General features: G+C 70.9%; 24 protein-coding genes. 16 read left to right on the plus strand and 8 right to left on the minus strand.

Features of this window, described 5'->3' with window-relative positions; genetic code table 11:
• From NE234_RS14065 to NE234_RS14075, 3 genes are all read left to right on the plus strand, one after another.
• Positions 1-906, plus strand: a complete 906-nt coding sequence (locus NE234_RS14065; protein ID WP_252779423.1) for a LysR family transcriptional regulator — start codon at positions 1-3, stop codon at positions 904-906.
• An 86-nt stretch (positions 907-992) separates the two neighbouring features.
• Entirely contained in the window at positions 993-1,505 is a 513-nt protein-coding gene (locus NE234_RS14070) for a hypothetical protein (RefSeq protein ID WP_252779424.1), read from the plus strand.
• A gap of 68 nt (positions 1,506-1,573) precedes the next feature.
• Positions 1,574-2,128: a Rossmann-fold NAD(P)-binding domain-containing protein gene (locus NE234_RS14075; protein WP_252779425.1), complete on the plus strand. Its 555-nt coding sequence runs from the start codon at positions 1,574-1,576 to the stop codon at positions 2,126-2,128.
• A 66-nt stretch (positions 2,129-2,194) separates the two neighbouring features.
• Here NE234_RS14075 and NE234_RS14080 read toward each other — a convergent pair whose 3' ends face one another.
• Both NE234_RS14080 and NE234_RS14085 read right to left on the minus strand, forming a co-directional pair.
• Positions 2,195-3,394, minus strand: coding sequence for an RNA-guided endonuclease InsQ/TnpB family protein (locus NE234_RS14080; RefSeq protein ID WP_252779426.1), 1,200 nt, complete (start codon positions 3,392-3,394; stop codon positions 2,195-2,197).
• Between the two features lie 76 nt (positions 3,395-3,470).
• Complete coding sequence (locus NE234_RS14085) at positions 3,471-4,292, minus strand: alpha/beta fold hydrolase (RefSeq protein ID WP_252779427.1); 822 nt, start codon at positions 4,290-4,292, stop codon at positions 3,471-3,473.
• Positions 4,293-4,483: 191 nt separating this feature from the next.
• On the opposite strand from NE234_RS14085, the gene NE234_RS14090 reads away from it, so the two are divergent.
• Together NE234_RS14090 and NE234_RS14095 are read left to right on the plus strand one after the other, a co-directional pair.
• Positions 4,484-5,044, plus strand: coding sequence for an RNA polymerase sigma factor (locus NE234_RS14090; protein WP_252779428.1), 561 nt, complete (start codon positions 4,484-4,486; stop codon positions 5,042-5,044).
• A 14-nt stretch (positions 5,045-5,058) separates the two neighbouring features.
• Complete coding sequence (locus tag NE234_RS14095) at positions 5,059-6,246, plus strand: CU044_5270 family protein (protein ID WP_252779431.1); 1,188 nt, start codon at positions 5,059-5,061, stop codon at positions 6,244-6,246.
• Between the two features lie 73 nt (positions 6,247-6,319).
• On the opposite strand, the gene NE234_RS14100 is transcribed toward NE234_RS14095, so the two are convergent.
• Complete coding sequence (locus NE234_RS14100; RefSeq protein WP_252779433.1) at positions 6,320-7,225, minus strand: alpha/beta fold hydrolase; 906 nt, start codon at positions 7,223-7,225, stop codon at positions 6,320-6,322.
• Positions 7,226-7,290: 65 nt separating this feature from the next.
• Between NE234_RS14100 and NE234_RS14105 the strand changes: the two genes are divergently transcribed.
• Positions 7,291-7,833, plus strand: a complete 543-nt coding sequence (locus NE234_RS14105; protein WP_252779445.1) for a helix-turn-helix domain-containing protein — start codon at positions 7,291-7,293, stop codon at positions 7,831-7,833.
• A 9-nt stretch (positions 7,834-7,842) separates the two neighbouring features.
• A complete protein-coding gene (locus tag NE234_RS14110; RefSeq protein ID WP_252779447.1) occupies positions 7,843-8,763 on the plus strand; it encodes an LLM class flavin-dependent oxidoreductase in 921 nt (306 codons plus the stop codon).
• 330 nt (positions 8,764-9,093) lie between these two features.
• Here NE234_RS14110 and NE234_RS14115 read toward each other — a convergent pair whose 3' ends face one another.
• Positions 9,094-9,468 carry an ATP-binding protein gene (locus tag NE234_RS14115; protein ID WP_252779449.1) on the minus strand — a complete coding sequence of 125 codons (375 nt, stop codon included), beginning with the start codon at positions 9,466-9,468 and terminating at the stop codon, positions 9,094-9,096.
• On the opposite strand from NE234_RS14115, the gene NE234_RS14120 reads away from it, so the two are divergent.
• From NE234_RS14120 to NE234_RS14140, 5 genes are all read left to right on the plus strand, one after another.
• The gene (locus NE234_RS14120; protein WP_252779460.1) at positions 9,443-10,399 is read left to right on the plus strand and encodes a helix-turn-helix domain-containing protein; all 957 of its coding nucleotides are present in this window, start codon (positions 9,443-9,445) and stop codon (positions 10,397-10,399) included. The two genes, NE234_RS14115 and NE234_RS14120, sit on opposite strands and share 26 nt — an antisense overlap.
• Positions 10,396-10,509 (plus strand): DUF397 domain-containing protein, encoded by a 114-nt coding sequence (locus NE234_RS14125; protein WP_252779463.1) that lies wholly within the window; start codon positions 10,396-10,398, stop codon positions 10,507-10,509. Before NE234_RS14120 ends, NE234_RS14125 begins: the two co-directional genes overlap by 4 nt.
• A gap of 7 nt (positions 10,510-10,516) precedes the next feature.
• Complete coding sequence (locus NE234_RS14130; protein ID WP_252779473.1) at positions 10,517-10,978, plus strand: HIT family protein; 462 nt, start codon at positions 10,517-10,519, stop codon at positions 10,976-10,978.
• A gap of 80 nt (positions 10,979-11,058) precedes the next feature.
• A complete protein-coding gene (locus NE234_RS14135; RefSeq protein WP_252779476.1) occupies positions 11,059-11,517 on the plus strand; it encodes an excisionase family DNA-binding protein in 459 nt (152 codons plus the stop codon).
• A gap of 2 nt (positions 11,518-11,519) precedes the next feature.
• Complete coding sequence (locus NE234_RS14140) at positions 11,520-12,086, plus strand: PIN domain-containing protein (RefSeq protein ID WP_252779479.1); 567 nt, start codon at positions 11,520-11,522, stop codon at positions 12,084-12,086.
• A gap of 153 nt (positions 12,087-12,239) precedes the next feature.
• Here NE234_RS14140 and NE234_RS14145 read toward each other — a convergent pair whose 3' ends face one another.
• Entirely contained in the window at positions 12,240-13,031 is a 792-nt protein-coding gene (locus tag NE234_RS14145; RefSeq protein WP_252779491.1) for an SDR family NAD(P)-dependent oxidoreductase, read from the minus strand.
• A 100-nt stretch (positions 13,032-13,131) separates the two neighbouring features.
• Between NE234_RS14145 and NE234_RS14150 the strand changes: the two genes are divergently transcribed.
• Positions 13,132-14,022, plus strand: coding sequence for a helix-turn-helix transcriptional regulator (locus NE234_RS14150; RefSeq protein WP_252779494.1), 891 nt, complete (start codon positions 13,132-13,134; stop codon positions 14,020-14,022).
• Positions 14,023-14,080: 58 nt separating this feature from the next.
• On the opposite strand, the gene NE234_RS14155 is transcribed toward NE234_RS14150, so the two are convergent.
• The gene (locus NE234_RS14155) at positions 14,081-14,986 is read right to left on the minus strand and encodes a LysR family transcriptional regulator (RefSeq protein ID WP_252779496.1); all 906 of its coding nucleotides are present in this window, start codon (positions 14,984-14,986) and stop codon (positions 14,081-14,083) included.
• Between the two features lie 82 nt (positions 14,987-15,068).
• Between NE234_RS14155 and NE234_RS14160 the strand changes: the two genes are divergently transcribed.
• Complete coding sequence (locus NE234_RS14160; protein ID WP_252779498.1) at positions 15,069-15,794, plus strand: SDR family oxidoreductase; 726 nt, start codon at positions 15,069-15,071, stop codon at positions 15,792-15,794.
• A gap of 69 nt (positions 15,795-15,863) precedes the next feature.
• On the opposite strand, the gene NE234_RS14165 is transcribed toward NE234_RS14160, so the two are convergent.
• Positions 15,864-16,880 (minus strand): NAD(P)-dependent alcohol dehydrogenase, encoded by a 1,017-nt coding sequence (locus NE234_RS14165; protein WP_252779500.1) that lies wholly within the window; start codon positions 16,878-16,880, stop codon positions 15,864-15,866.
• A gap of 93 nt (positions 16,881-16,973) precedes the next feature.
• On the opposite strand from NE234_RS14165, the gene NE234_RS14170 reads away from it, so the two are divergent.
• Entirely contained in the window at positions 16,974-17,546 is a 573-nt protein-coding gene (locus NE234_RS14170) for a TetR family transcriptional regulator (RefSeq protein ID WP_252779503.1), read from the plus strand.
• A gap of 2 nt (positions 17,547-17,548) precedes the next feature.
• Here the strand turns inward: NE234_RS14170 and NE234_RS14175 are convergent, their stop codons facing one another.
• Positions 17,549-18,157 (minus strand): hypothetical protein, encoded by a 609-nt coding sequence (locus tag NE234_RS14175; RefSeq protein WP_252779505.1) that lies wholly within the window; start codon positions 18,155-18,157, stop codon positions 17,549-17,551.
• Positions 18,158-18,389: 232 nt separating this feature from the next.
• Here NE234_RS14175 and NE234_RS14180 point away from each other — a divergent pair, with 232 nt between their 5' ends.
• On the plus strand, positions 18,390-19,151 hold the full coding sequence (locus tag NE234_RS14180) for a maleylpyruvate isomerase family mycothiol-dependent enzyme (protein WP_252779508.1): 762 nt from the start codon (positions 18,390-18,392) through the stop codon (positions 19,149-19,151).
• The last annotated feature ends 15 nt before the right edge of the window (positions 19,152-19,166 follow it).

A 19,166-nucleotide genomic window follows, 5' to 3' on the forward strand; every position in this document is an offset into this window, starting at 1 on the left:
ATGCTCGATCTGGAGCGGCTCCGTGCCCTCAACGCCGTGGCCACGTACGGTTCCGTCAGCGCCGCGGCCGAGGTCCTCCACGTCACGACGTCCGCCGTCTCCCAGCAGGTCGCCAAGCTGGAGCGGGAGACCGGTCAGAAGCTCCTGGAGCGGAACGGCCGGGGAGTCCGCCTCACGGACGCCGCCGCCCTCCTCGCCGCGCACGCCGAGCGCATCCTCGCCATGGTCGAGGCCGCGGAGTCCGACCTGGAGGCGCACCGCGGCGCCGCCGTCGGCGAGCTCGCGGTCGCGGCGTTCCCCACGGCGGCGCGCGGCCTGATGCCGCGGGCGCTGAGCCTGCTCGCCAAGGAGCACCCCCGCCTGACGGTGACGCTGCGCGAACAGGAGCCGCACGCCAGCGTGCCCCTCGCCGCACGCGGCGAGATCGACCTGGGCATCGTCCAGGACTGGTTCAACGTGCCGCTCGCCATCCCGGACGGCCTGGTCAAGGCGCCGCTGCTCGACGACGTCGCGGACGTCGCCCTGCCCTTCGACCACCCGCTCGCCGACCGGAAGGTCATCGACCTGGCCGACCTGCGCGGGGAGACTTGGATCGCCCAGTCGGTCGGCGCGATCTGCCGCGACTGGCTGGAGCACACCCTGCGCACCGCCGGCCTGGAGCCGCGCATCAGCCACACCGCCGACGAGTACGCCACGCAGCTCGCGCTCGTCGCGTCCGGGCTGGGCAGCGCCGTCCTGCCGCGCCTGGGCCGCTGCGACGTCCCGCCCGGCGTCCGCATCGTTCAGGTGCGCCCCGCGCTGAACCGGCACGTGTACGGCATCTGGCGCGCCGAGGCGGCCCGCCGCCCGGCCATCCGCGCCGCCGTCGCCGCCCTCCGCGCCGCCGCCGCGGACGTGGACGTCTGAGCACGGCCCTCGCGCTCACAGAGGGTCACGGAGCGCCGCGCCCGGGTAGGGGCGCGGACATGTGGACACGAGCAACGATCGAAGGAATGGCCGCCGGACTCGTCGGCGCGCTGGCGATGACGGCCGGTGAGAAGCTGGAACAGCGATGGACCCGCCGCCCGGACTCCCACGTCCCGGCGCGGACCCTCGAACGCCTGACGGGCCTGCCGGAGCACCACCGGGGGCGGCCGGCCGCGCGCAACCTCGCCATGCACCTCGGCCAGGGCGCGCTGCTCGGCGGGCTGCGCGGGGTGATGGCCACGGCCGGGCTGCGCGGTCCCTGGGCGTCGGCGATGTTCGGGGTGGTCCGCCTGACCAACGACCAGATTCTGGAGAACGCCACCGGCGTGGGCGCCCCGCCGTGGACCTGGCCACGCCGCGAACTCGCCGTCGACCTGCTGCACAAGGGGGTCTACGCCGCGGTGACCGGCCTGGTCGCCGACGCGCTGGCCGCCTGGCACGGCCCGGGCCCCGGCCAGTGGCACGCGGCCCTGCGCCCGGGCCGCCGAGGCGACGTCGCACCGGTCCCCAGACGGCGGCCACACCCCGTGCCCAGGTGACGACCCAGAATTAATCTTTCGGCCGAGATTGCGGATCTCGACCGCATTCCCGCAGGTCAGCGAGAAATGTGCGCGGCCACAACGATCCGAGCCGTGACGACGACGATCCCATCGAGGCGCCCCACCGCGTCCTGCACCGGGCCATCGAGACTTCCGGCCTCGAACGGACGCACATCTTCCCCGGCGAGTTCATGGCCAACACCCGCGAGTGGACCGCCTCGATCAGGACGGAGAGCGTCGTCCGCGCCCCGTTCGGCGACTGGACGAGCGCGATGGTCCACGAGGCCGACATCGCCGCCGTCGCCATGGCGGCGCTCCTTGACGAGGGCCACGCCGGGCGCACCGACGTCCCGACCGGTCCCGAACCCGTACGGCGTCGCGACGCCGTACGGATGATCGGCGAGGCCATCGGCCGCGAGGTCCGGTTCATCGAGCTGACCCCCGACGAGGCGCGCGAGCACTGGAAGGACCGGTACCCCGAGCAGGTCATCGAGTGGTTCCTGGAGATGGGCCGTCACCTCGACGGCAACGCCTGGGTCTCGCCCGCCGTCGAGGAGGTCACCGGCCGTCCGGGCCGCACGTTCGCCCGGTGGGCCGCCGACCACGCCGACGACTTCCGCTGACCGGCGGCGCGTCAGCCCTTGTTGACGTCCTCCCCCGCCTGAAGGCGGGGGATTCCAACCCGATCCCTACCCGGAGGAGAGAACAGGTTGAGGTTCGCGGTTCACGGCCCCGCCCAACGGCTGGAGGGCTCCCCGCGCTGTCACCGTCCGCCCGACGGCGATGTCTCTGATGTTCTTGGCCGCGTTCACATCCGCATGATCGACATGCCCGCAGGCGCGACAACGAAAAACCGCTTGGCTCTCACGGCTCTCCGCAACGCAATGCCCACAGGCATGACAGATCTGAGACGTGTACGCGGGATTGACCTTCTCCACCCGGCCCGGCGCCTTCTGCTCCAGACGGGTGACCAGCAGACCCCAGCCGGCGGCGTGGATGGAACGGTTGAGCCCGGCCTTGGCCCGGACGTTCGTGCCCGGCGCGGCGGTCGTGCCGCGTGCGGATCGCACCATGTTCTTGATCCTCAGGTCCTCGACCCGGATGAGATCGAACCGGCGGGCCAGATCAGTGGAGGTCTGCTCCACCCAGTCGTTGCGGCGGTCGCTCTCACGCGCCTTGACCCGGGCGATCGCGGCCTTGACCCGGGCGCGGCGATTCGACCCGCGCTTCGCGCGCGCCAGCCTGCGCTGCAACCGCCGCATGCGTGTGGCCTCGGTGGCACGCAGGCCGGGCACCGACAGCCGCTCGCCGGTGGACAAGGCCGCCGAGACGGCCACGCCGCGGTCGATGCCGACGACCTGTCCGGTACCTGGCCCGTCGACGGGCGGCGGGATCACCGCGAACGCAACGTGCCAGCGGCCCGCCCGATCCCGCCTCACCCGAAACGACTTCGCGATGCCGGACACCTGCCGGGACCAGCGGAACCGCACCCAGCCGACCTTCGGAATCCACACCTGCCCGACCTTGCGGGACAGGCGGCGCACGTCCCAGGCCTTGCCGCGCTGCCCGACGATCCGGAACCCCTCATGCACACCCGCCTTACGCCACGTCGGCCGCCGATGAGTCCCGGCGAAGAAGTTGCTCAGGGCCTGGGCGAAGTCCCGCAACGCCTGCTGCTGCACCGTCTGCGACCCCGCCCCCAGCCACGCCAACGCCCGCCTGGCCTCGGTCAACTGACGCGACAGCTCCGCATAACCCGGCGCACCCGCCCGGCCCGGCCGCCAATGCCGATGCTGCTCCACCGCAAGATTCCACACATAACGGGCGTGCGAACAATGCTCCAGCAATGCCTGCTCCTGGGCGGGCGTGGGCGCAAGCCGGAACCGCATGCCCGCACCCTGAACACCACCACCGACAATCCGAGGAGGGAACGGCGTTTCCTCCTCGGCCTGAAGGCCGGGGACTTCACGCCGAGAAGCCGATGAACTCGAGGAGGTCGGCGTTGAGCTCGTCCTGGTGGCTGACGAAGATGCCGTGCCCGGCGGTCGGGTACTCCTTGTAGACGGTGCCCGGGATGATCTCGGCGGTACGGCGGCCGGTCACGTCCACCGGCGCCGAGAAGTCCGCCGCGCCGTGAACGACGAGCGTGGGGATGGTGATCTCGCGCAGCCCGGCGCGGTGGTCGGCGTGGAACAACGCGTGCTGGAACTTCAGCACCGCCCACGCCGAGGTCTTCTCGCACTCCCGGATCATCCAGTCGACGAGGGCGGGGGAGACCGCCGGGCCGAGGTGGGTGGCGAAGAAGACCTGGGCCTGGTCGGAGAGCCACTTGGGCCGGTCGGCGCGGATCTTCGCCTCCGTGGCCTCGAAGAGGGCCTCCGGGATGCCGGCCGGGTTGTCCTCGGTCTGCTTCATGAACGGCAGCATGGCGGAGATGAACACCGCGCGGGCGACGCGCTCCTCGCCGTGCCGGGCGAGGTAGCGGGCGATCTCGCCGCCTCCCATGGAGTGGCCGACGAGGGTGACGTCCCGCAGGTCGAGGTGCTCGATCAGCGCGGCCAGGTCGTCCGCGCTGGTGTCCAGGTCGTATCCGCCGGAGGGCCGGTCCGAACGCCCGTGGCCCCGCCGGTCCAGCGCGACGCAGCGGTAGCCCCGCTCGACGAAGAAGGGGATCTGGTACTCCCACATGTCGGTGCTCAGCATGCAACTGGCGACGAAGACGATCGCCGGGCCCTGGCCGTAGTCCTCGTAGGCCAGGCGGGTTCCGTCAGCGGTCTCGAAGAACATGGGGTCGCTCCTTGATCTGTCTCGTGTGGTCCGACGTCATGAATCCTCCCGGCGGGAGGGAACGCGGTCGATTACGTCTCAGGTAAGCGACGACGCTCGGCGATCTTGTTCGGGAGTCTTCGGTAAGGGCGGCAGGGGCCGCCGGAAGTACTGGTGAAAGGTCACCGACTCACCGAAGGGCAGGGACTCCGTTGGACGACTCCGAGGAATCCCGAAGACGCTTCACCGAGCTGTACGACGACAACTACCGGCGCGTGCTCGGCTACGTGATCACGCGGACCGAGCCGCACGTGGCAGAGGACATCGTCAGCGAGACGTTCTTCGTCGCGTGGCGCCGCCTGGACCACATCCGCGATCCGGCGCTGCCCTGGCTGCTGGGCGTCGCACGGAACCTGCTGCTGAAGCAGCGGGACAGCGGCTTCCGGCGGCGCGCGCTCGTCGACCGGGTCACCGCGATGACCACCGACGCCGACCTGGTCGCGTGGGACGTCGCGGACCACGTCGTCGAGCGCGACAGCGCCCTGGCGGCGATCGGCCGCCTCTCCGACGGCGACCTCGAGGTCCTCTCGCTCGTCATGTGGCACGGCCTGGCTCCACGCGAGGCCGCCCGGGTCGTCGGCTGTACGACCGCGGCCTTCTTCGTCCGCCTGCACCGGGCGCGGCGCCGCCTCGCCAGGGCGATCGAGAACGCCCCCGCGACCCGCGCCTGCCGTCCCGCCGCCTCCCGCGCCGCCGACAAGGCCGCCCGTTGAACCCCGGAGCCTCCATGAACCACGACACCGACGCCATGTTCCGTACGCTCAAGCCCGCCGGCCTGGACACCACGGTCGCCGAGGCGCACGCCCGCCGCCGCGAGCAGGACCTCGCCGCAGCGTGGGACGCCACCGGGTCCGGCCGCGGCGTCTCCGCGCCGGCCGCGCGGCGCCGGATGCCGCGCGTCCTGGTGGCCGGTCTGGCCGCCGGGGCGGTCGCCGCGAGTGCGGCGTTCGTCATCGCCGCCACCGACGGCTCCGGGAACTCCCCGGGCGCCCGGCCGACGGCCTCCGGGACCGTACGCGCGCTGGACGCGCGCGCCATCCTGCTGGCCAGCGCCGACAGCGCCGCCAAGGCACCGCTCACCACCGGCGCCTACTGGTACACCCGCGAACGCGAGACCCATTTCGTCGCCCCCATGAAGCTCACCGAGGCGCAGCAGAAGGAAGTGGACCGGAAACTGGGCACACGCCTGAAGGGCAAGACGAAAGCGGACAAATCATCGCCGGTGACCGCCTGGGTGAGCCACACGCAGGAGAGCTGGTCCGGCCGCGACCGGCACGCACGCACGATCGTCGGCATCGACCCGAAGATCAAATTCGCCTCACCGGCGGACGAGGCGAAGTGGAGGACTCTGAGCGAGTCGCAGCGGGCGAGGCTCCAGCTGGACGTCCCGGCCGAGCCGCACGTCAATAATTACGACTTCTCGCACGCCAAGCTCCTCAAGACGGATGAGGAGAAGCAGGTCAGTGCGCTGGCCAAGCTGCCGTCGGATCCGGCCGGCCTCGAGAAGACCCTGCGGAAGTGGTACCAGGACGAGCGCGCGCTGGAGATGTCGCTCGACGGCAGGACGTCGGAGAACAGCTTCGCCGCTTATGTCTTCGGCGAGGCGCAGGACCTGCTGGCCGGGCCGCTGACGCCGGGCGCGAAGGCCGCGCTGTACCGGGTGCTCGCCGAGCAGCCGGGTATCCGTTACCTCGGCACGGCCACTGACTCGATGGGCCGTAAGGGCGCGGTCCTGGCCCTGGGGACGAACGGCGACGATACCGGGCCGATCGGGAAGAACTTCGAGATCCGTCTGATCGTCGACCCGCGGTCGGGCCGGCTGCTCGCCCAGGAGTCCGGGGACCGCAAGGCGCCCAGCCTGACCATGACGTACGAGGCGATGGGCTGGGTGAACAGCCTCGGCGCCCGCCCCTGACCCGCCCGCTCCCTCCCCGCGCCGGCGGCGCCTGGATCCTCCGCCGTCGCGACGCTGATCCCGAAGCAGCGGGTCAGCTCGCGGCGCGGAGGAGGTCGGTGAGGGCGGCGAGGACGGCGTCGGGGCGTTCCTCGTGCATCCAGCCGTGCCCGACGTCGTCGAGGACCCGCTGTTCACCGCGGGGGACCGACGCGGCGAGCTCCCCGTGGATCGTCCGTTTCATGTCGTTGATCTCGCGCAGGAGGTCGCCGGGCCACAGGTGGGCCTGGGTGGCGTCGTGGCCCATGGCGGTGAGCACGATCAACGGCACGTCGGGCAGGCCCGGTGCGTTCCGGAGCTCGGCGGCCACCTCGGTGTAGAGGTTCTTGTCCTCGTTCCACGCCGTACGCCACGCGGTGAGGTGGTACTCGACGAGCGGCCCTCGTACGGCCTCCGGCCAGGCCGCGAAGTGTTCGGCGAGCGCCTCACGGGACCGCTGGATCTGGTCCTCGGTCGGCTCCGGCAGCTCCCGGCTCTTCATCTGCTCCAGCATCTCGGGCACCTGCGCGGGCGCGCGGACCAGGAAGTCCTCGTGGCTGGGGTCGAGGAGGAGCAGCCCGGCGACCTCGCCGGGGAAGCGCTGCGCGTAGTGCCGCGCGTAGGCGCCGCCCAGGGAGTGCCCGACCAGCACGTACGGGCCGGGGACCCCGGCGGCGGCCAGCAGGGCGCGCAGCTCGCCGGTGACCTCGCCGGCCGTACGAGGCAGAGAAACGGGGTCGCTCCAGCCGGTGCCGGCCCGGTCGTAGATCACGCTGGTCGTCAGGCGGGCGACGCGGTCGTGGAGATTCGCGTAGTCGAGGCCGACGAGGCCGGCCCCGGCCAGGAGGACCACGGCGGGCTCTCCGGCGCCGGACCGGTGCAGCATCAGCCGCCGGCCGCCCACCTCGTACAGCCGCCCCAGCGGGGGCTCGGTCCGGGACTCCGGTGTCGCAGGTCGCATGGCTGACGCCCTCCCCTGATCGTTCTCAACTTTGAGAAAGGTATCAGGTGTGAGACCGTCAGGCCATGGACCCGGTGGATCTGCTCCTGCACCCGGTGCGGCTTCGCATCGTGCACGCGATGTCGGGCGGGCGGACGCTCACGACCGCGCAGCTGTGCGAGCTCCTCCCGGACGTCTCGAAGGCGACCGTGTACCGGCACGTCGGGTTGCTGGCCGAAGGAGGGCTCCTGGAGGTCGACGGCGAGCAGCGGGTGCGCGGCGCCGTCGAGCGGACGTACCGCCTGCGCCGGGCCCGCGCGGTGATCGACGCCGAGACGGCCGCGTCCGTCTCCCCGGAGGACCACCGCCGCGTCTTCGCCGTGGCCATGGCCACCCTGCTCGCCGAGTTCAACGCCTACCTCGACCGCGACCCCGACCCGGCACGGGACATGGTCGGCTACCGGCAGCACGCGATCTGGCTCAGCCCGCGCGAACGCGCCGAGATGATCGAGGAGCTGCGCGACGTCATCGTCGCGCGGATGGCCAACGAACCCTCACCGGAGCGCATCCGCCACCTCCTCAGCCCGATCCTCTTCCCCGCCGAGGAGCCCCCGGCCGCGCTCGAATAGCGTGAACGCATGCGCTTCGCGATCTCGATCCCGCAGTTCTTCGCCGACGGGGAGTTCGACCCGGCCGCGTTCCGCACCTATCTCACGCGGGCGGAGGAGCTCGGCTTCCACAGCGGCTGGACCCAGGAACAGGTCCTCGGCTCGGCGCCCAACCTGGGTCCGATCGAGACGATGACGTACGCGGCCGCCTGCACCGAACGCCTGCGGCTGGGCTGTGCGGTCTTCGTCAGCACCCTGCACAACCCGCTGCACCTGGCCAAGAGCATCAGCACGCTCGACCAGCTCAGCCGGGGGCGGCTGGAGGTGGGCGTCGGCACGGGCGGTCGCGGCCGGGCGTTCGCGGCGTTCGGCATCGACACGGACGCGTTCGTCGCCCGCTTCACCGAGGGCATCCGGCTGATGAAGGCATGCTGGACCGAGACCGAGATCGCATTCCCCGGGCGGTTCTGGCAGCTCGACGGCCAGGGCATGGAGCCGAAGCCGTTCCAGAAGCCGCACCCTCCGCTCTGGTTCGGCGGCAACCACCCCAACGCGATCCGCCGCGCGGTCCGGTACGGCGACGGCTTCTTCGGCGCGGGGTCGCAGACGACCGCGCAGTTCACCGACCAGGCCCGCGTCGTACGGGAGGCGCTCGACGAGGCCGGCCGTGACCCGGAGGGCTTCCGGCTCGCCAAGCGCGTCTACATCGCGGTCGACGACGACGCCGCGCGGGCCCGCCGGCGTATGACCGACGCGCTGAACCGGCTGTACGGCCGCTCCGGAGACGACGACCTGACTCCCGTCGCGGTCTTCGGCCCGCCGGACGAGTGCGTGACCCGGCTGCGCGAGGTCGCGGACGCGGGCGCCGAGATGATTCTGTTCACGACGCTCTTCGACGAGGCCGACCAGATGGAGCGCTTGGCCGCCGAGGTCATGCCCCACCTGTCCTGAGACGGGAAGGGCCGGCGACCCGGCGACGGGCCGCCGGCCCTTCTTCCGCCCCGGCTCGGCCGATCCTCCGGCCACGTTCCTGGGGGCGGCCGGTTCGACGACCGGGCGGTCAACGGAGCGCCAGCGGCGCCACCAGAAAGCCTAACGGCCTCGGCTCAAGATCAATTTGAACGATCATATCGAGTCCGCGGTGCACTTGTGCCGACGCCGCTGAAGTGCGCCTGACGTCGTACGGGCCACGGCGAGCACCGGCCCCTCACCTCCGTGCTCGCCGTGGCCCCTGCCGCGCGACCGGATTCGGGGGAAGGCCCGACCGCGCGGAGCCTCGGGTCAGCCGCCGCACCGCGCCCAGACCGTCTTGCCGTCGCCCTCCGGCCGCCAACCCCACTCGGTGGCGTACGCCTGGATGATGAACAGCCCCCGGCCGTCCTCCTCGTCCAGCCCGGCGGCCCGGATCTCGGGCTCGCCGTCGGCGAAGTCCCGCACCTCGATCAGTACGACACGGTCACGCGGCCGGCTGATGGTCAGCTCGAAGACGGCACCGAGCCGTGCGGCGTTGGACACCAGCTCGGTCGTCACGAGGTGGACGTCGTCCAGCAACTCCGGCAGCGCCCAGTCCTGCAACCGCCGCTCGACCGCCAGCCTGGCCACCTTGGCGGCGCCCGGATGCGGACCGAGCTTGAGGGAGTACGAGTCGGCGATCATGGCCCTGCCCATCGCGTCCGTCGGGGGATTTTCGATTCGCCTCTCACTCTGTTGCCGTGTGACTACGCTCGGCAACGGAAGCGGACCGACAACCCCCGACAGCGACAGCCCGGAGGGCGACATGGGATATCGGCGCGAGGTCGACCCGACGACATCAGTGGCGGCGCTCTTCGCCCACAAGCTCCGTAGATACCGCGACGCGAACGGCTGGACGCAGGACGCCCTGGCCGACCGCGTCGGCTGCACCGGCGACCTGATCTCGAAGATCGAAACCGCCAAGCGCTCGGCGACGACCTCCATGTCGGAGGACTTCGACCGCCTGTTCGCCCTCGACGGCTACTTCGCCGAGCTCCAGCCCCTCGCCGCCCGTGAACTGGCCCTCGGCTGGTTCCGCCCGTTCCTCGAAGCCGAGGGCACCGCGTCCTCCATGCACATCTTCGAGCCGATGCTGATCACGGGCCTCCTCCAGAACGAGGACTACGCCCGCGCCGTCCTCAGCGCCGGCAACCACCCCGACAAGGTCGAACAGCTGGTAGCCACCCGAATGGAACGCCAGCAGATCCTCCGCCGCGACGAACCCCCGTGGATCGTCCTCCTGCTCGCCGAGTACGCCATCCGCCGCAAGGTAGGCGGCCCCGAAGTGATGCGCGCCCAACTCCAGCGCCTCCTCGACGCGATGAAAGAGCCGAACATCACCGTCCAGCTCCTTCCAGAGGAAGCGCCCGTCTACCTCGCGATGCCCTTCACAATCATGGGCTTCGAGGATAGGCCGGACGTGGCCTACGCGGAGACGAGCGAAATCCCAAGTGGTATCACGAAGGAACATCGGCACGTCGGGAAGCTCAAGGCCCGCTTCGATCTGGTCCGGGCAGCAGCCTTGTCTGCCATGGCGTCCGAGGAACTCATTCGCTCCGTTCTGGAGGACACATGAACCTGGAAGAACTGCCGTCGCTCCAATGGCGGAAGAGCACGCGGACCAACGAGGAAGGCGGTCAGTGCGTGGAGGTGGCCGTCGTCGAAGAGGTCCGTGTCGGCGGCTGAGCAGGAGGTGCGTGACGGATGCATCGCGTGTGAGCTGAGCTCCGGGGTGCGGCCGTTGCCGGGTGGGCGGCTTCACGAGGTCTCCGGTCTGGTCGTGGAGCACTGCGTCGGTCCGCTCGGCGTCGGCACGCTCGTGGTCAAGCCGTTGCGGCATGTCCTCCACGTGGCCGACCTCGACGAGACCGAGAGCGCGGCGCTCGGCCCGCTGTTGCGGCGGACGGCGGCGGCGGTCACGGAGGTGGTCCGGCCGGAGCAGGTCTACGTCTGCCTGTGGTCTCACGCGGACGGGAGGCCGGGCCACATCCACTTCGTCGTCCAGCCGATCACCAGGGCGGACATGACCCGCTTCGGAGAGTCCGGCCCCAAACTCCAAGTCGCGATGTCCCGCGCCGGTGAGTTGCCGGGGGAGGCCGAAGTCGACGCCGTCTGCGCGCGCCTGCGTCCGCTCCTCGCAGATCAGCGCCATTGATCCGAGGACATCGACGGACCGGCAGCTGTTGCGTTTGCTTCGACTGTTGCGCATACTGCGGTTAGGAGGGAGGGGTGGCCATGCCTGCTGCCCAGGTCAAACGATCAATCGAGCCGGGAGCGATCGACGCCGAGGTCGCGGCGCGTGCGCTCAGGCGTATCAAGGACTACCTCATGCGGCATCCAGACCGTGATGCCATTCCGGTCATCGGTGAACACGGCGCTGAAGAAGCTGTGATCCTCCCACGAGAGGCCGTCAGCCTGTTCGCCTACATCCTGGCTCAAGCGGCTGAGGGTAGAGGGGTCTCGGTGATACCGTCGCATGCCGAATTCACCACTCAGCAAGCGGCGGACGTACTGAATGTATCCCGCCCGTACCTTATCGGCCTGCTGGAGGCGGGGAAGATTCCTTATCGGATGGTGGGGAGACATCGCCGTATCACCGTCGATGCGCTGATGGAGTACAAGCGACGCGACGATCAGGAGCGGCGCACCGCCGCGGACGGCCTCGCCGCGCTCGGCCAGGAACTCGAAGCCTGACCATGGCCTTCGTTGTTATCTACGACGCTAACGTCCTCTATGGGAATACGATCCGTGATCTCCTTATTCGTCTGGCTCAGGCCGGTATGGTCCAAGCCAAGTGGACGAACCAGATCTTGGACGAGATGCTCAAGAATCTCGCCGCGAATCGTACCGACATCCCGGCAGAGAAGATCGCGCGTCTGGGCGACCTCATGAACGCTGCGATCCGGGATTGCTTAGTAGAAGGTTATGAACCGCTGATAGAGGGCTTGAAGCTGCCGGATCCCGAGGATCGGCATGTTCTCGCGGCCGCGATCAAGGCGGGTGCTCAGGTCATCGTCACTTCCAACCTGTCGGACTTCCCGAGGGAGGAGCTTGCGGTCTGGGGCATCGAGGCGAAGTCGCCAGACGACTTCCTGCTCGATCAGATCGACTTGGACGACCGGATCGTCTGGGCCTGCATTCAGCAGATCGTGGACTCTCGAGTGAATCCGCCGGAAACGATCGAGGATGTTCTCGACGCGTTGGAACGTGCCGGTCTTGTCGAGTCCGCCGCCGCATTGAGAGACGGCCGGTATCCGGCCTGACGCGCAGTCGGCTCCTGAGGCGGACTGCGGTGGGATATCCGAATCGTCGCGATCGGCCGATCTGAGGCGGAGGTGAGTCCGTCCCCGCCTCAGACGGTCCGGGTGGCGAGGCGATCGCCGGCACGGCGGCGGTCAGTTCGCTTCTCCGCGGCGTCAGGCCAGGCGGGTGGTGGTGATGCCGCCGTCGACGTAGAGGGTGGTGCCGTGGATCATGCGGGCCTCTTCGGAGGCGAGGAAGGCGACAGCGTGGGCGATGTCCTCGGGGGTGACCGGGACTCCGGCCGGAGTTCCGGCGGTCATCTGTTCGATCACGGGGCGGGCGCTCTCGTTGCCGGGAGTCAGGGTGACGCCGGGAGCGACGGCGTTGACCCGGACACCGCGCGGGCCGAATTCGGCGGCCCAGGTCCGGGTCATCTGCTCGTCGGCGGCCTTGGTGGCGGTGTAGAGAGCGGCGAACGGACTTCCCACAGTCGCCATCCAGGACCCGATCGTCACGATCACCCCGGCGCCCCGGGCCGCCATGTCCGGCGCCATCTGGGCGACGAGCACATGGGGTGCCCGGATGTTCACGGCGAGCATCGCGTCAAGGGCGTCGTCGGGGAGGTCCGGCGTGGACGTCGCGGGATAGATGCCGGCGTTGTTCACCAGGATGTCCACCTTCCCGTCCGCGGCCGCCGTCGCCCGGACGGCGAACTCGCGCACCGCGTCGGCGTCGCCCGCCAGGTCGGCGGGGACGAAGTCGGCCTTGTCTCCCGCGGCGCGGATCCCGGCTACCACCTCCTCGCCGCGTCGCGGGTCACGGCCGCTGATGATCACGTGGGCGCCACGTGCCGCGAGCACGCGAGCGATGGCGGCGCCGATGCCGCTGGTCGACCCGGTCACGACGGCGCTGCGGCCGTGAAAGGGCGGTACGGGGGAGGGGCGGAGTTCGTTCGATGAGGTCATGACGCCATTTCACGGGCCCTACCGGCGCGGGACCAGTGCGAGTGTTCCCTAGGCACGGCGTGACCAGGCAAGGCCGTGCCGGCGGCCGTACCGTAGGGGCATGGGTCGAGACCGCTCCGCTTTCGGCGCCTTCCTGCGGGCCCGCCGAGACCGGCTTACCCCCGCCCAGGCCGGGATCGACGCGTTTCCCGGCCCCCGACGGGTGCCCGGCCTGCGCCGGGAGGAGCTGGCCATGCTGGCGGGCCTGAGCACCGATCACTACAGCCGGTTGGAACAGGGCCGACAGGCGACGGTGTCCGAATCCGTGCTCGTCGCGCTGACGCGTGCTCTGCGGCTGAACGAGGTAGAGGCGGCGCATCTTCGGGACCTCGCGGCTCCGGAGATCCGTACCCGCCGGCCGGCGCCGGAGGTGCAGCGCCTCGATCCGGGGCTGATGCGCCTGGCCGCGACCCTGGACCACGTCCCGGTGCTGCTGCTCGGCCGGCGTTCCGAGGTGCTCGCGCACAACGCACTGCTCGAAGCCGTTCTCGGGCGCACTCTGCCGCCGGGCTCTTCCTTCATGGACTACCTGTTCCGCGATCCTCTGGCCCGGGAGCGCATCGTCAACTGGGCCGAGTTCGGCGCCCGGTCGGTCGCCGCGATGCGGATGGAGGTCGGCAGGCGACCGGACGACCAGCGGCTCCTGGCCGCCGTACGCGACCTGCGGCGTACCGACCCGGACGTCGCCCGCTGGTGGGACGACCACACCGTGCGTGACTACGCCTCGGTTCCTAAACGCATCGCGCACCCCGAAGCCGGGGTCCTCGACTTCAATATCGAGATCGTCACCGCGCCCCACGCCCCCGATCAGCACCTCATCGTGTACACCGTCGAGCCCGACTCGTCCACGGCCCGGGTCCTGCCGATCCTGGCCAGCTGGGCCACACCGGCGAGCGCCCGGTCCGGCCGGCAGGGCGGCCAGTGGGTGGAGGATGCCGAGTCCGGTGGCTGAGCAGGCGGCACGCGGCGGATGCGTGGCGTGTGAGCGTTCAACCGATCACCAGGGTGGGCTATCGCTTTCCGCGCCCGGATGGTGCGCGGTCCGCGGGTGAAGGCGGGGCGGTGTCGCGGAGTTCGGCCGCCGAGCGGACGAGTGCGGCGACCGCCTGCGAGCGACTGTTCGGCGGCCATGCGATCACCGTGGTGACCTCCGGCGCGTCGACGACGGGCACGGCGACGTGTTCGGGCCACTGCCAGGCACGGCTGGAGACCGGGATGACGAGCAGCGTCCTGCCGAGCGCCACGAGCTGGGCGAGCTGCGACTGGGTGCGCACCTCCGGTCCGGGCCCGTCCGGGTAGGTCCCGTCGAGCCGGGGCCACCGAGCGATCGGCAGGTCCGGCACATCGCTGACCTCGGCCATCGTGAGCAGATCGCGTGACGCGAGCGGATGCTTCGCGGGAAGGATCGCGACCTGCCCTTCGACGCAGAGGTCCTCGGTGTCGAACCCGGCGAGGTCGTCGAACGGCCGGTGCATGAGGGCCACGTCGGCGTGCCCGTCGCGGAGCAGCCCCGCCTGCTCGCCGACCTCGCACAGGAGGACCTCGATCGGTGCCGCACCGGGTTCGTTCGCGCGCGCGTCGAGGAGCCGCTGCAGCAGTTCGTGGGACGCCCCGGCCTTCGTCACGAGCACCAGTGGCCGTTTCGGATCCCCGGCACGCCGCGTCCGGCGCGCGGCGGCCGCCACCGCGTCGAGGGCCGTTCCGGCCTCGCGGAGCAGCACCCGGCCGGCGTCGGTGAGCGCCACTCCGCGACGGTCCCGATCGAACAGCCGGACTCCGAGCCGCCGCTCCAGCAGGCGGATCGCGCGGGAGAGCGGCGGTTGCGCGATCCCGAGCCGATCGGCGGCGCGTCCGAAGTGCAGTTCCTCGGCGACGGCGACGAAGTACCGGAGCTCGCGGGTCTCGAGATCGTCCACGGACGGAACCTACCGCCTGATACCCGGTGAGTATCACAGCCCACTTAGACGATCTTGGACGCCGAGTGCGCGGCTCACGAGCATGGATGGAGTGAACGACAGGAAGACCGCGCTGGTCACCGGCGCGAACAAGGGAATCGGCTTCGCCATCGCCCAGGGCCTCGGGGCGATCGGCTTCACGGTTGCGGTGGGGGCGCGTGACGATGTCAGGCGCGAGGAGGCCGTCGAGCGGCTGCGCGCCGCAGGCGTCGACGCGTTCGGGGTCGCACTCGACGTCACCTCCGACGACAGCGTCGCCGAGGCGGCGGTGGCGATCGAGAAGACGACGGGGCGGCTCGACGTGCTCGTCAACAACGCGGGTATCGCCGGCCGGACCGACGGCGGCGCGCAGGACCCGACGACGCTCGACCTCGACGTCGTCCGTTCCATCCTCGACACGAACGTGTTCGGGGTCGTCCGGGTGACGAACGCGATGCTGCCGCTGCTCCGCCGCGCGGAGTCGCCGCGCATCGTCAACATGTCGAGCACCATGGGCTCGCTGACGCTGCAGGCCGGCCCGATCATGGCCGCGTACGCCCCGTCGAAGTCGATGCTGAACAGCGTCACGGCGCAGTACGCCCGCCGGCTCGCCGACACGAACGTCATCGTGAACGCCGCCTGCCCCGGCTACGTGGCGACCGACTTCACCGGCTTCAACGGGACGCGGACCCCTGAGCAGGGTGCCGCGATCGCGATCCGGCTCGCCACCCTGCCGGATGACGGGCCGCGCGGCGGCTTCTTCGACGACGAGGGCGTCGTCCCCTGGTGACGCCCGGGCCGTGAGCGCCGAGGATCCTCGTCGTGGGAACGACGAGGATCCTCGGCGTTCCCCTCTGGCTCAGAACTCCAGGACGGCGCGGTAGTGGGCGCGACCCTGGCGGACGTGGTCCAGGGCCTCGTCCATGCGCGTGACCGGGAAGAGCTCGACCTGCGGGCGGATGCCGTGCCGGGCAGCGAAGTCGAGCATCTGCCGGGTCTCCGTCGGTGATCCGGTGATGCCCCCGACGATGGTCCGTTCGCCGGGGAGGAGGCTGAGCGGGCTGATGGTGAGCGCGCCGCTGGGAAGGCCGAGGACGCACAGCCTGCCGCGCGGGCGCAGGGTCGCCAGGTAGGCGTCCCACGGCAGATCGGCCGAGACGGTGGAGAGGACGAAGTCGAACGAGTTCGACACCCGCTCGAGCCCCGCACCCTCGGCCGTCGCGACGAAGTCGTGGGCGCCGAACCGGTGGGCGTCGTCCCTCTTGGCAGGCGTGGAGGAGATGGCGGTCACATGGCAGCCCCACTTCACGAGGAACTGGATCGCCAGGTGCCCCAGACCACCGATCCCGACCACGGCGACGCGGTCCGTCGGCCGTACGCCGTGATGAAGGAGCGGGGGGAAGACGGTCGTCCCGGCGCACAGGAAGGGCCCGGCGTGCTCGGAGGCGATCACGTCGGGGATGGGCTGAACGTGCCGCCAGTCGCTGGCGCGGACGTGGCCGGCGAAGGCCCCTCCGGTCCCGCGGACCACCACGTTGTCCTTGGTCGGGCACAGTTGCTGCCGGCCGCTGAGGCACCATTCGCAGGCGAAGCAGGAGCCGGCCGTGGCTCCGACGCCCACCCGTTGGCCCACGGCCAGCCGCGTGCGATCGACCCCCTCGCCCAGGGCCTCGACCACGCCGACCGCCTCGTGGCCCGCGACGACGGGGAACCTCGCGACGCCCCACTCGTCGTCGATCACGCCGAGGTCGGTGTGGCAGATCCCGCAGTGGGTCACCGCGACCTCGACCTCGAGGGGCCCCAGGGGCGCCGGCTCGTACTCGTGGACCCGTACGGGGCCGCCCGCCCGTTCGACGGCGTACGCACGCCTCGTCATCATTCGCTCCTCAGGTAACTAACTAGATAGTTACAACCTAGGCGGTCGATTCGTTGCACGTCAACCAACTAACCGGTCAGATACCATCGGCGGATGCCCGTCCGCGATGCCGAGGCCACCCGTCGCAGGCTCCTCGCCGCCGCCACCGCCGACTTCGCCGCCCACGGGATCGCCGGTGCGCGGGTCGACCGGATCGCGGCCGAGGCCGGCGTGAACAAGGCGCTGCTGTACTCCCACTTCGGCGACAAGCTCGGACTCTTCGACGCCGTCTTCCGCATGAACGCGGACGCCGTCGTGGAGACGACCCCGTTCACCCCTGAGGATCTTCCGGACTACGCCGTACGCCTGTACGACGCGGCGATCGCGCGGCCGGAGCTGATCCGGCTCGCCACCTGGGCACGGCTCGAACGCGTCACGCCCGGCGGCCTCGTGATGGACGAAGCGGCGAGCGACGCCAAGCTACGGGCGATCGCCGAAGCGCAGCGGACCGGATTCATCACGCCCGCGATGGAGCCGCGGGACGTGCTCGCGCTGGTCATCGCGATGGCCCTGACCTGGTCCTGCGCGAGCCTGTCCTACGTCGCCGCCCCCGGCGACCCGGACGCGGACCATCAACGCCGCCGGCAGGCCCTGTCCACGGCGGTGTCGGGCGCCTTCCGCCCCTGAGCTCAGGCGGCGGGCCAGATGCGGCGCATCGAGGGGACGGCCATCAGGTCGCCGACGACGAACTCCTGCGCCGGGCCCTGCCAGGCGAACGGCATGAACACCGCGAGGGCGCAGCCCGACTGGTGCTCGACCTCCATGGCGACCGCGTCGACGGTGCCGGGCGGGGCCGCGCTCGGGTCGTTCCGCCAGTCCGTGGTCCGGCGGAGCCGGACGTCCACGGGTGCGGTGTCGCCCGGCGACGGCTCCTTCATGCGCACGTAGTAGGCGATCACGGCGCATCGCAGCTCGGCCGCACGGGCGCGGTACCCGTCGGCGAGGTGGTGCAGCGCCCCGGCGGTGGCCGTCGTGTCGTAGGAGTAGTCCGCGTCGTACTGCCCGGCCTTCCGCAGCACCCCGTCGGCGTCCATCACCAGGCCGAACGGGTAGAGCATGCCGGCGTCGGGCTCCGGGCGGAGCCGGCTCTCGGCGCCTTCCAGGGCGGCCGCGAGGCAGGCGTCCATGTCGCCTCGGGCCCGCCGGGGGACGGAGCCGTCCATCAGCATCAGCGTCAGCGTCTGCATCGGATGCGGATAGGTGGGGGGGAAGTCGCCCGCGGCTCGCCAGGAGGACACGGCCCGAAATCCTAATCGACGAAGATGCGCCGGGTCCGGCGACTTCGACGGATGAAAAGCCGTTTCGTCGTTTTGCCTCCCCGGCCCTCGGTCGAAGGCGTACGAAGCGCTCGGTGAAGGCACCGTCGGCGAGGTGATTTGTACTGATACGCGCATTCGGTGGCGGCGATCACCGAGACCTCTGCCCGCCCCGAGCCGACGTGGCCGGGGCGACGCGGTACGGTCGGCGATCATGGCTCACCGGACCTATGAGGAGTACTGCGCGGCCGTCGAGGCCGAGGTCGCGCGGTTCGTCGCGATCGTCGGGGAGGCCGACCCGGCCGCGTCCGTCCCCACGTGTCCCGGTTGGACGATCGCCGACCTCACCAGGCACCACGGCACCACCTACCGGTGGATGACCCATCTGGTGCGCACCCGGGCCACCGAGCGCGTCTGGTCGCGGGACGTGCCGCTCGACCTGCCGGAGGACGTGCGGGCGTACCCGGCCTGGGTGGCGGAGTCGGCGGCGATCCTGCTGGAGACCCTGCGCGCGACCGACCCCGACCGGCCGAACTGGACGATCGGCGCCGACCGGCACGTCCGCTTCTTCCCCCGCCGGGTCCTGTTCGAGGCCGTCGTCCACACGGCGGACGCGGAGATCGCGGTCGGCCGCCAGCCTCGGGTCGACGCGGCCACGGCGGCCGACGGCATCGAGGAACTCCTGGAGAACCTGCCGGCCTTCGGCTGGGTCGCCGACCGCGTACGCGAACTGGACCGTGACGGCGAGACCCTGCACCTGCACGCGACCGACGGCGACGGCGAGTGGATGATCCGGCCGGGCGACGGAGGCTTCACCTGGGAGCGCGGCCACGGCAAGGGGACGACCGCCGTACGGGCGGCGACCGGGGACCTGCTGCTGCTCGTCTACGGCCGCCTGCGGCCTGACGATGAAAGGCTGGAGGTCTTCGGCGACCGTGATCTGCTGTCCGCGTGGCTGGCGGCCACCGGCCTCTGACGCGCCGTCCGCCCG

Origin of the sequence: Actinoallomurus rhizosphaericola (assembly GCF_024055675.1) — a bacterium.
In the GTDB taxonomy this organism is placed as follows: Bacteria; Actinomycetota; Actinomycetes; order Streptosporangiales; family Streptosporangiaceae; genus Actinoallomurus; species Actinoallomurus soli.

What these genes read in the sequence shown, in the direction of transcription:
- NE234_RS14160 (WP_252779498.1), top strand. Translation starts at nt 15,069, where the DNA reads ATGGATGGAGTGAACGACAGGAAGACCGCGCTGGTCACCGGCGCGAAC.
- NE234_RS14100 (WP_252779433.1), bottom strand. Translation starts at nt 7,225, where the DNA reads ATGCGACCTGCGACACCGGAGTCCCGGACCGAGCCCCCGCTGGGGCGG.
- NE234_RS14170 (WP_252779503.1), top strand. Translation starts at nt 16,974, where the DNA reads ATGCCCGTCCGCGATGCCGAGGCCACCCGTCGCAGGCTCCTCGCCGCC.
- NE234_RS14080 (WP_252779426.1), bottom strand. Translation starts at nt 3,394, where the DNA reads ATGCGGTTCCGGCTTGCGCCCACGCCCGCCCAGGAGCAGGCATTGCTG.
- NE234_RS14095 (WP_252779431.1), top strand. Translation starts at nt 5,059, where the DNA reads ATGAACCACGACACCGACGCCATGTTCCGTACGCTCAAGCCCGCCGGC.
- NE234_RS14110 (WP_252779447.1), top strand. Translation starts at nt 7,843, where the DNA reads ATGCGCTTCGCGATCTCGATCCCGCAGTTCTTCGCCGACGGGGAGTTC.
- NE234_RS14070 (WP_252779424.1), top strand. Translation starts at nt 993, where the DNA reads ATGGCCGCCGGACTCGTCGGCGCGCTGGCGATGACGGCCGGTGAGAAG.
- NE234_RS14135 (WP_252779476.1), top strand. Translation starts at nt 11,059, where the DNA reads ATGCCTGCTGCCCAGGTCAAACGATCAATCGAGCCGGGAGCGATCGAC.
- NE234_RS14085 (WP_252779427.1), bottom strand. Translation starts at nt 4,292, where the DNA reads ATGTTCTTCGAGACCGCTGACGGAACCCGCCTGGCCTACGAGGACTAC.
- NE234_RS14065 (WP_252779423.1), top strand. Translation starts at nt 1, where the DNA reads ATGCTCGATCTGGAGCGGCTCCGTGCCCTCAACGCCGTGGCCACGTAC.
- NE234_RS14140 (WP_252779479.1), top strand. Translation starts at nt 11,520, where the DNA reads ATGGCCTTCGTTGTTATCTACGACGCTAACGTCCTCTATGGGAATACG.
- NE234_RS14180 (WP_252779508.1), top strand. Translation starts at nt 18,390, where the DNA reads ATGGCTCACCGGACCTATGAGGAGTACTGCGCGGCCGTCGAGGCCGAG.
- NE234_RS14145 (WP_252779491.1), bottom strand. Translation starts at nt 13,031, where the DNA reads ATGACCTCATCGAACGAACTCCGCCCCTCCCCCGTACCGCCCTTTCAC.
- NE234_RS14165 (WP_252779500.1), bottom strand. Translation starts at nt 16,880, where the DNA reads ATGACGAGGCGTGCGTACGCCGTCGAACGGGCGGGCGGCCCCGTACGG.
- NE234_RS14105 (WP_252779445.1), top strand. Translation starts at nt 7,291, where the DNA reads ATGGACCCGGTGGATCTGCTCCTGCACCCGGTGCGGCTTCGCATCGTG.
- NE234_RS14115 (WP_252779449.1), bottom strand. Translation starts at nt 9,468, where the DNA reads ATGATCGCCGACTCGTACTCCCTCAAGCTCGGTCCGCATCCGGGCGCC.
- NE234_RS14150 (WP_252779494.1), top strand. Translation starts at nt 13,132, where the DNA reads ATGGGTCGAGACCGCTCCGCTTTCGGCGCCTTCCTGCGGGCCCGCCGA.
- NE234_RS14125 (WP_252779463.1), top strand. Translation starts at nt 10,396, where the DNA reads ATGAACCTGGAAGAACTGCCGTCGCTCCAATGGCGGAAGAGCACGCGG.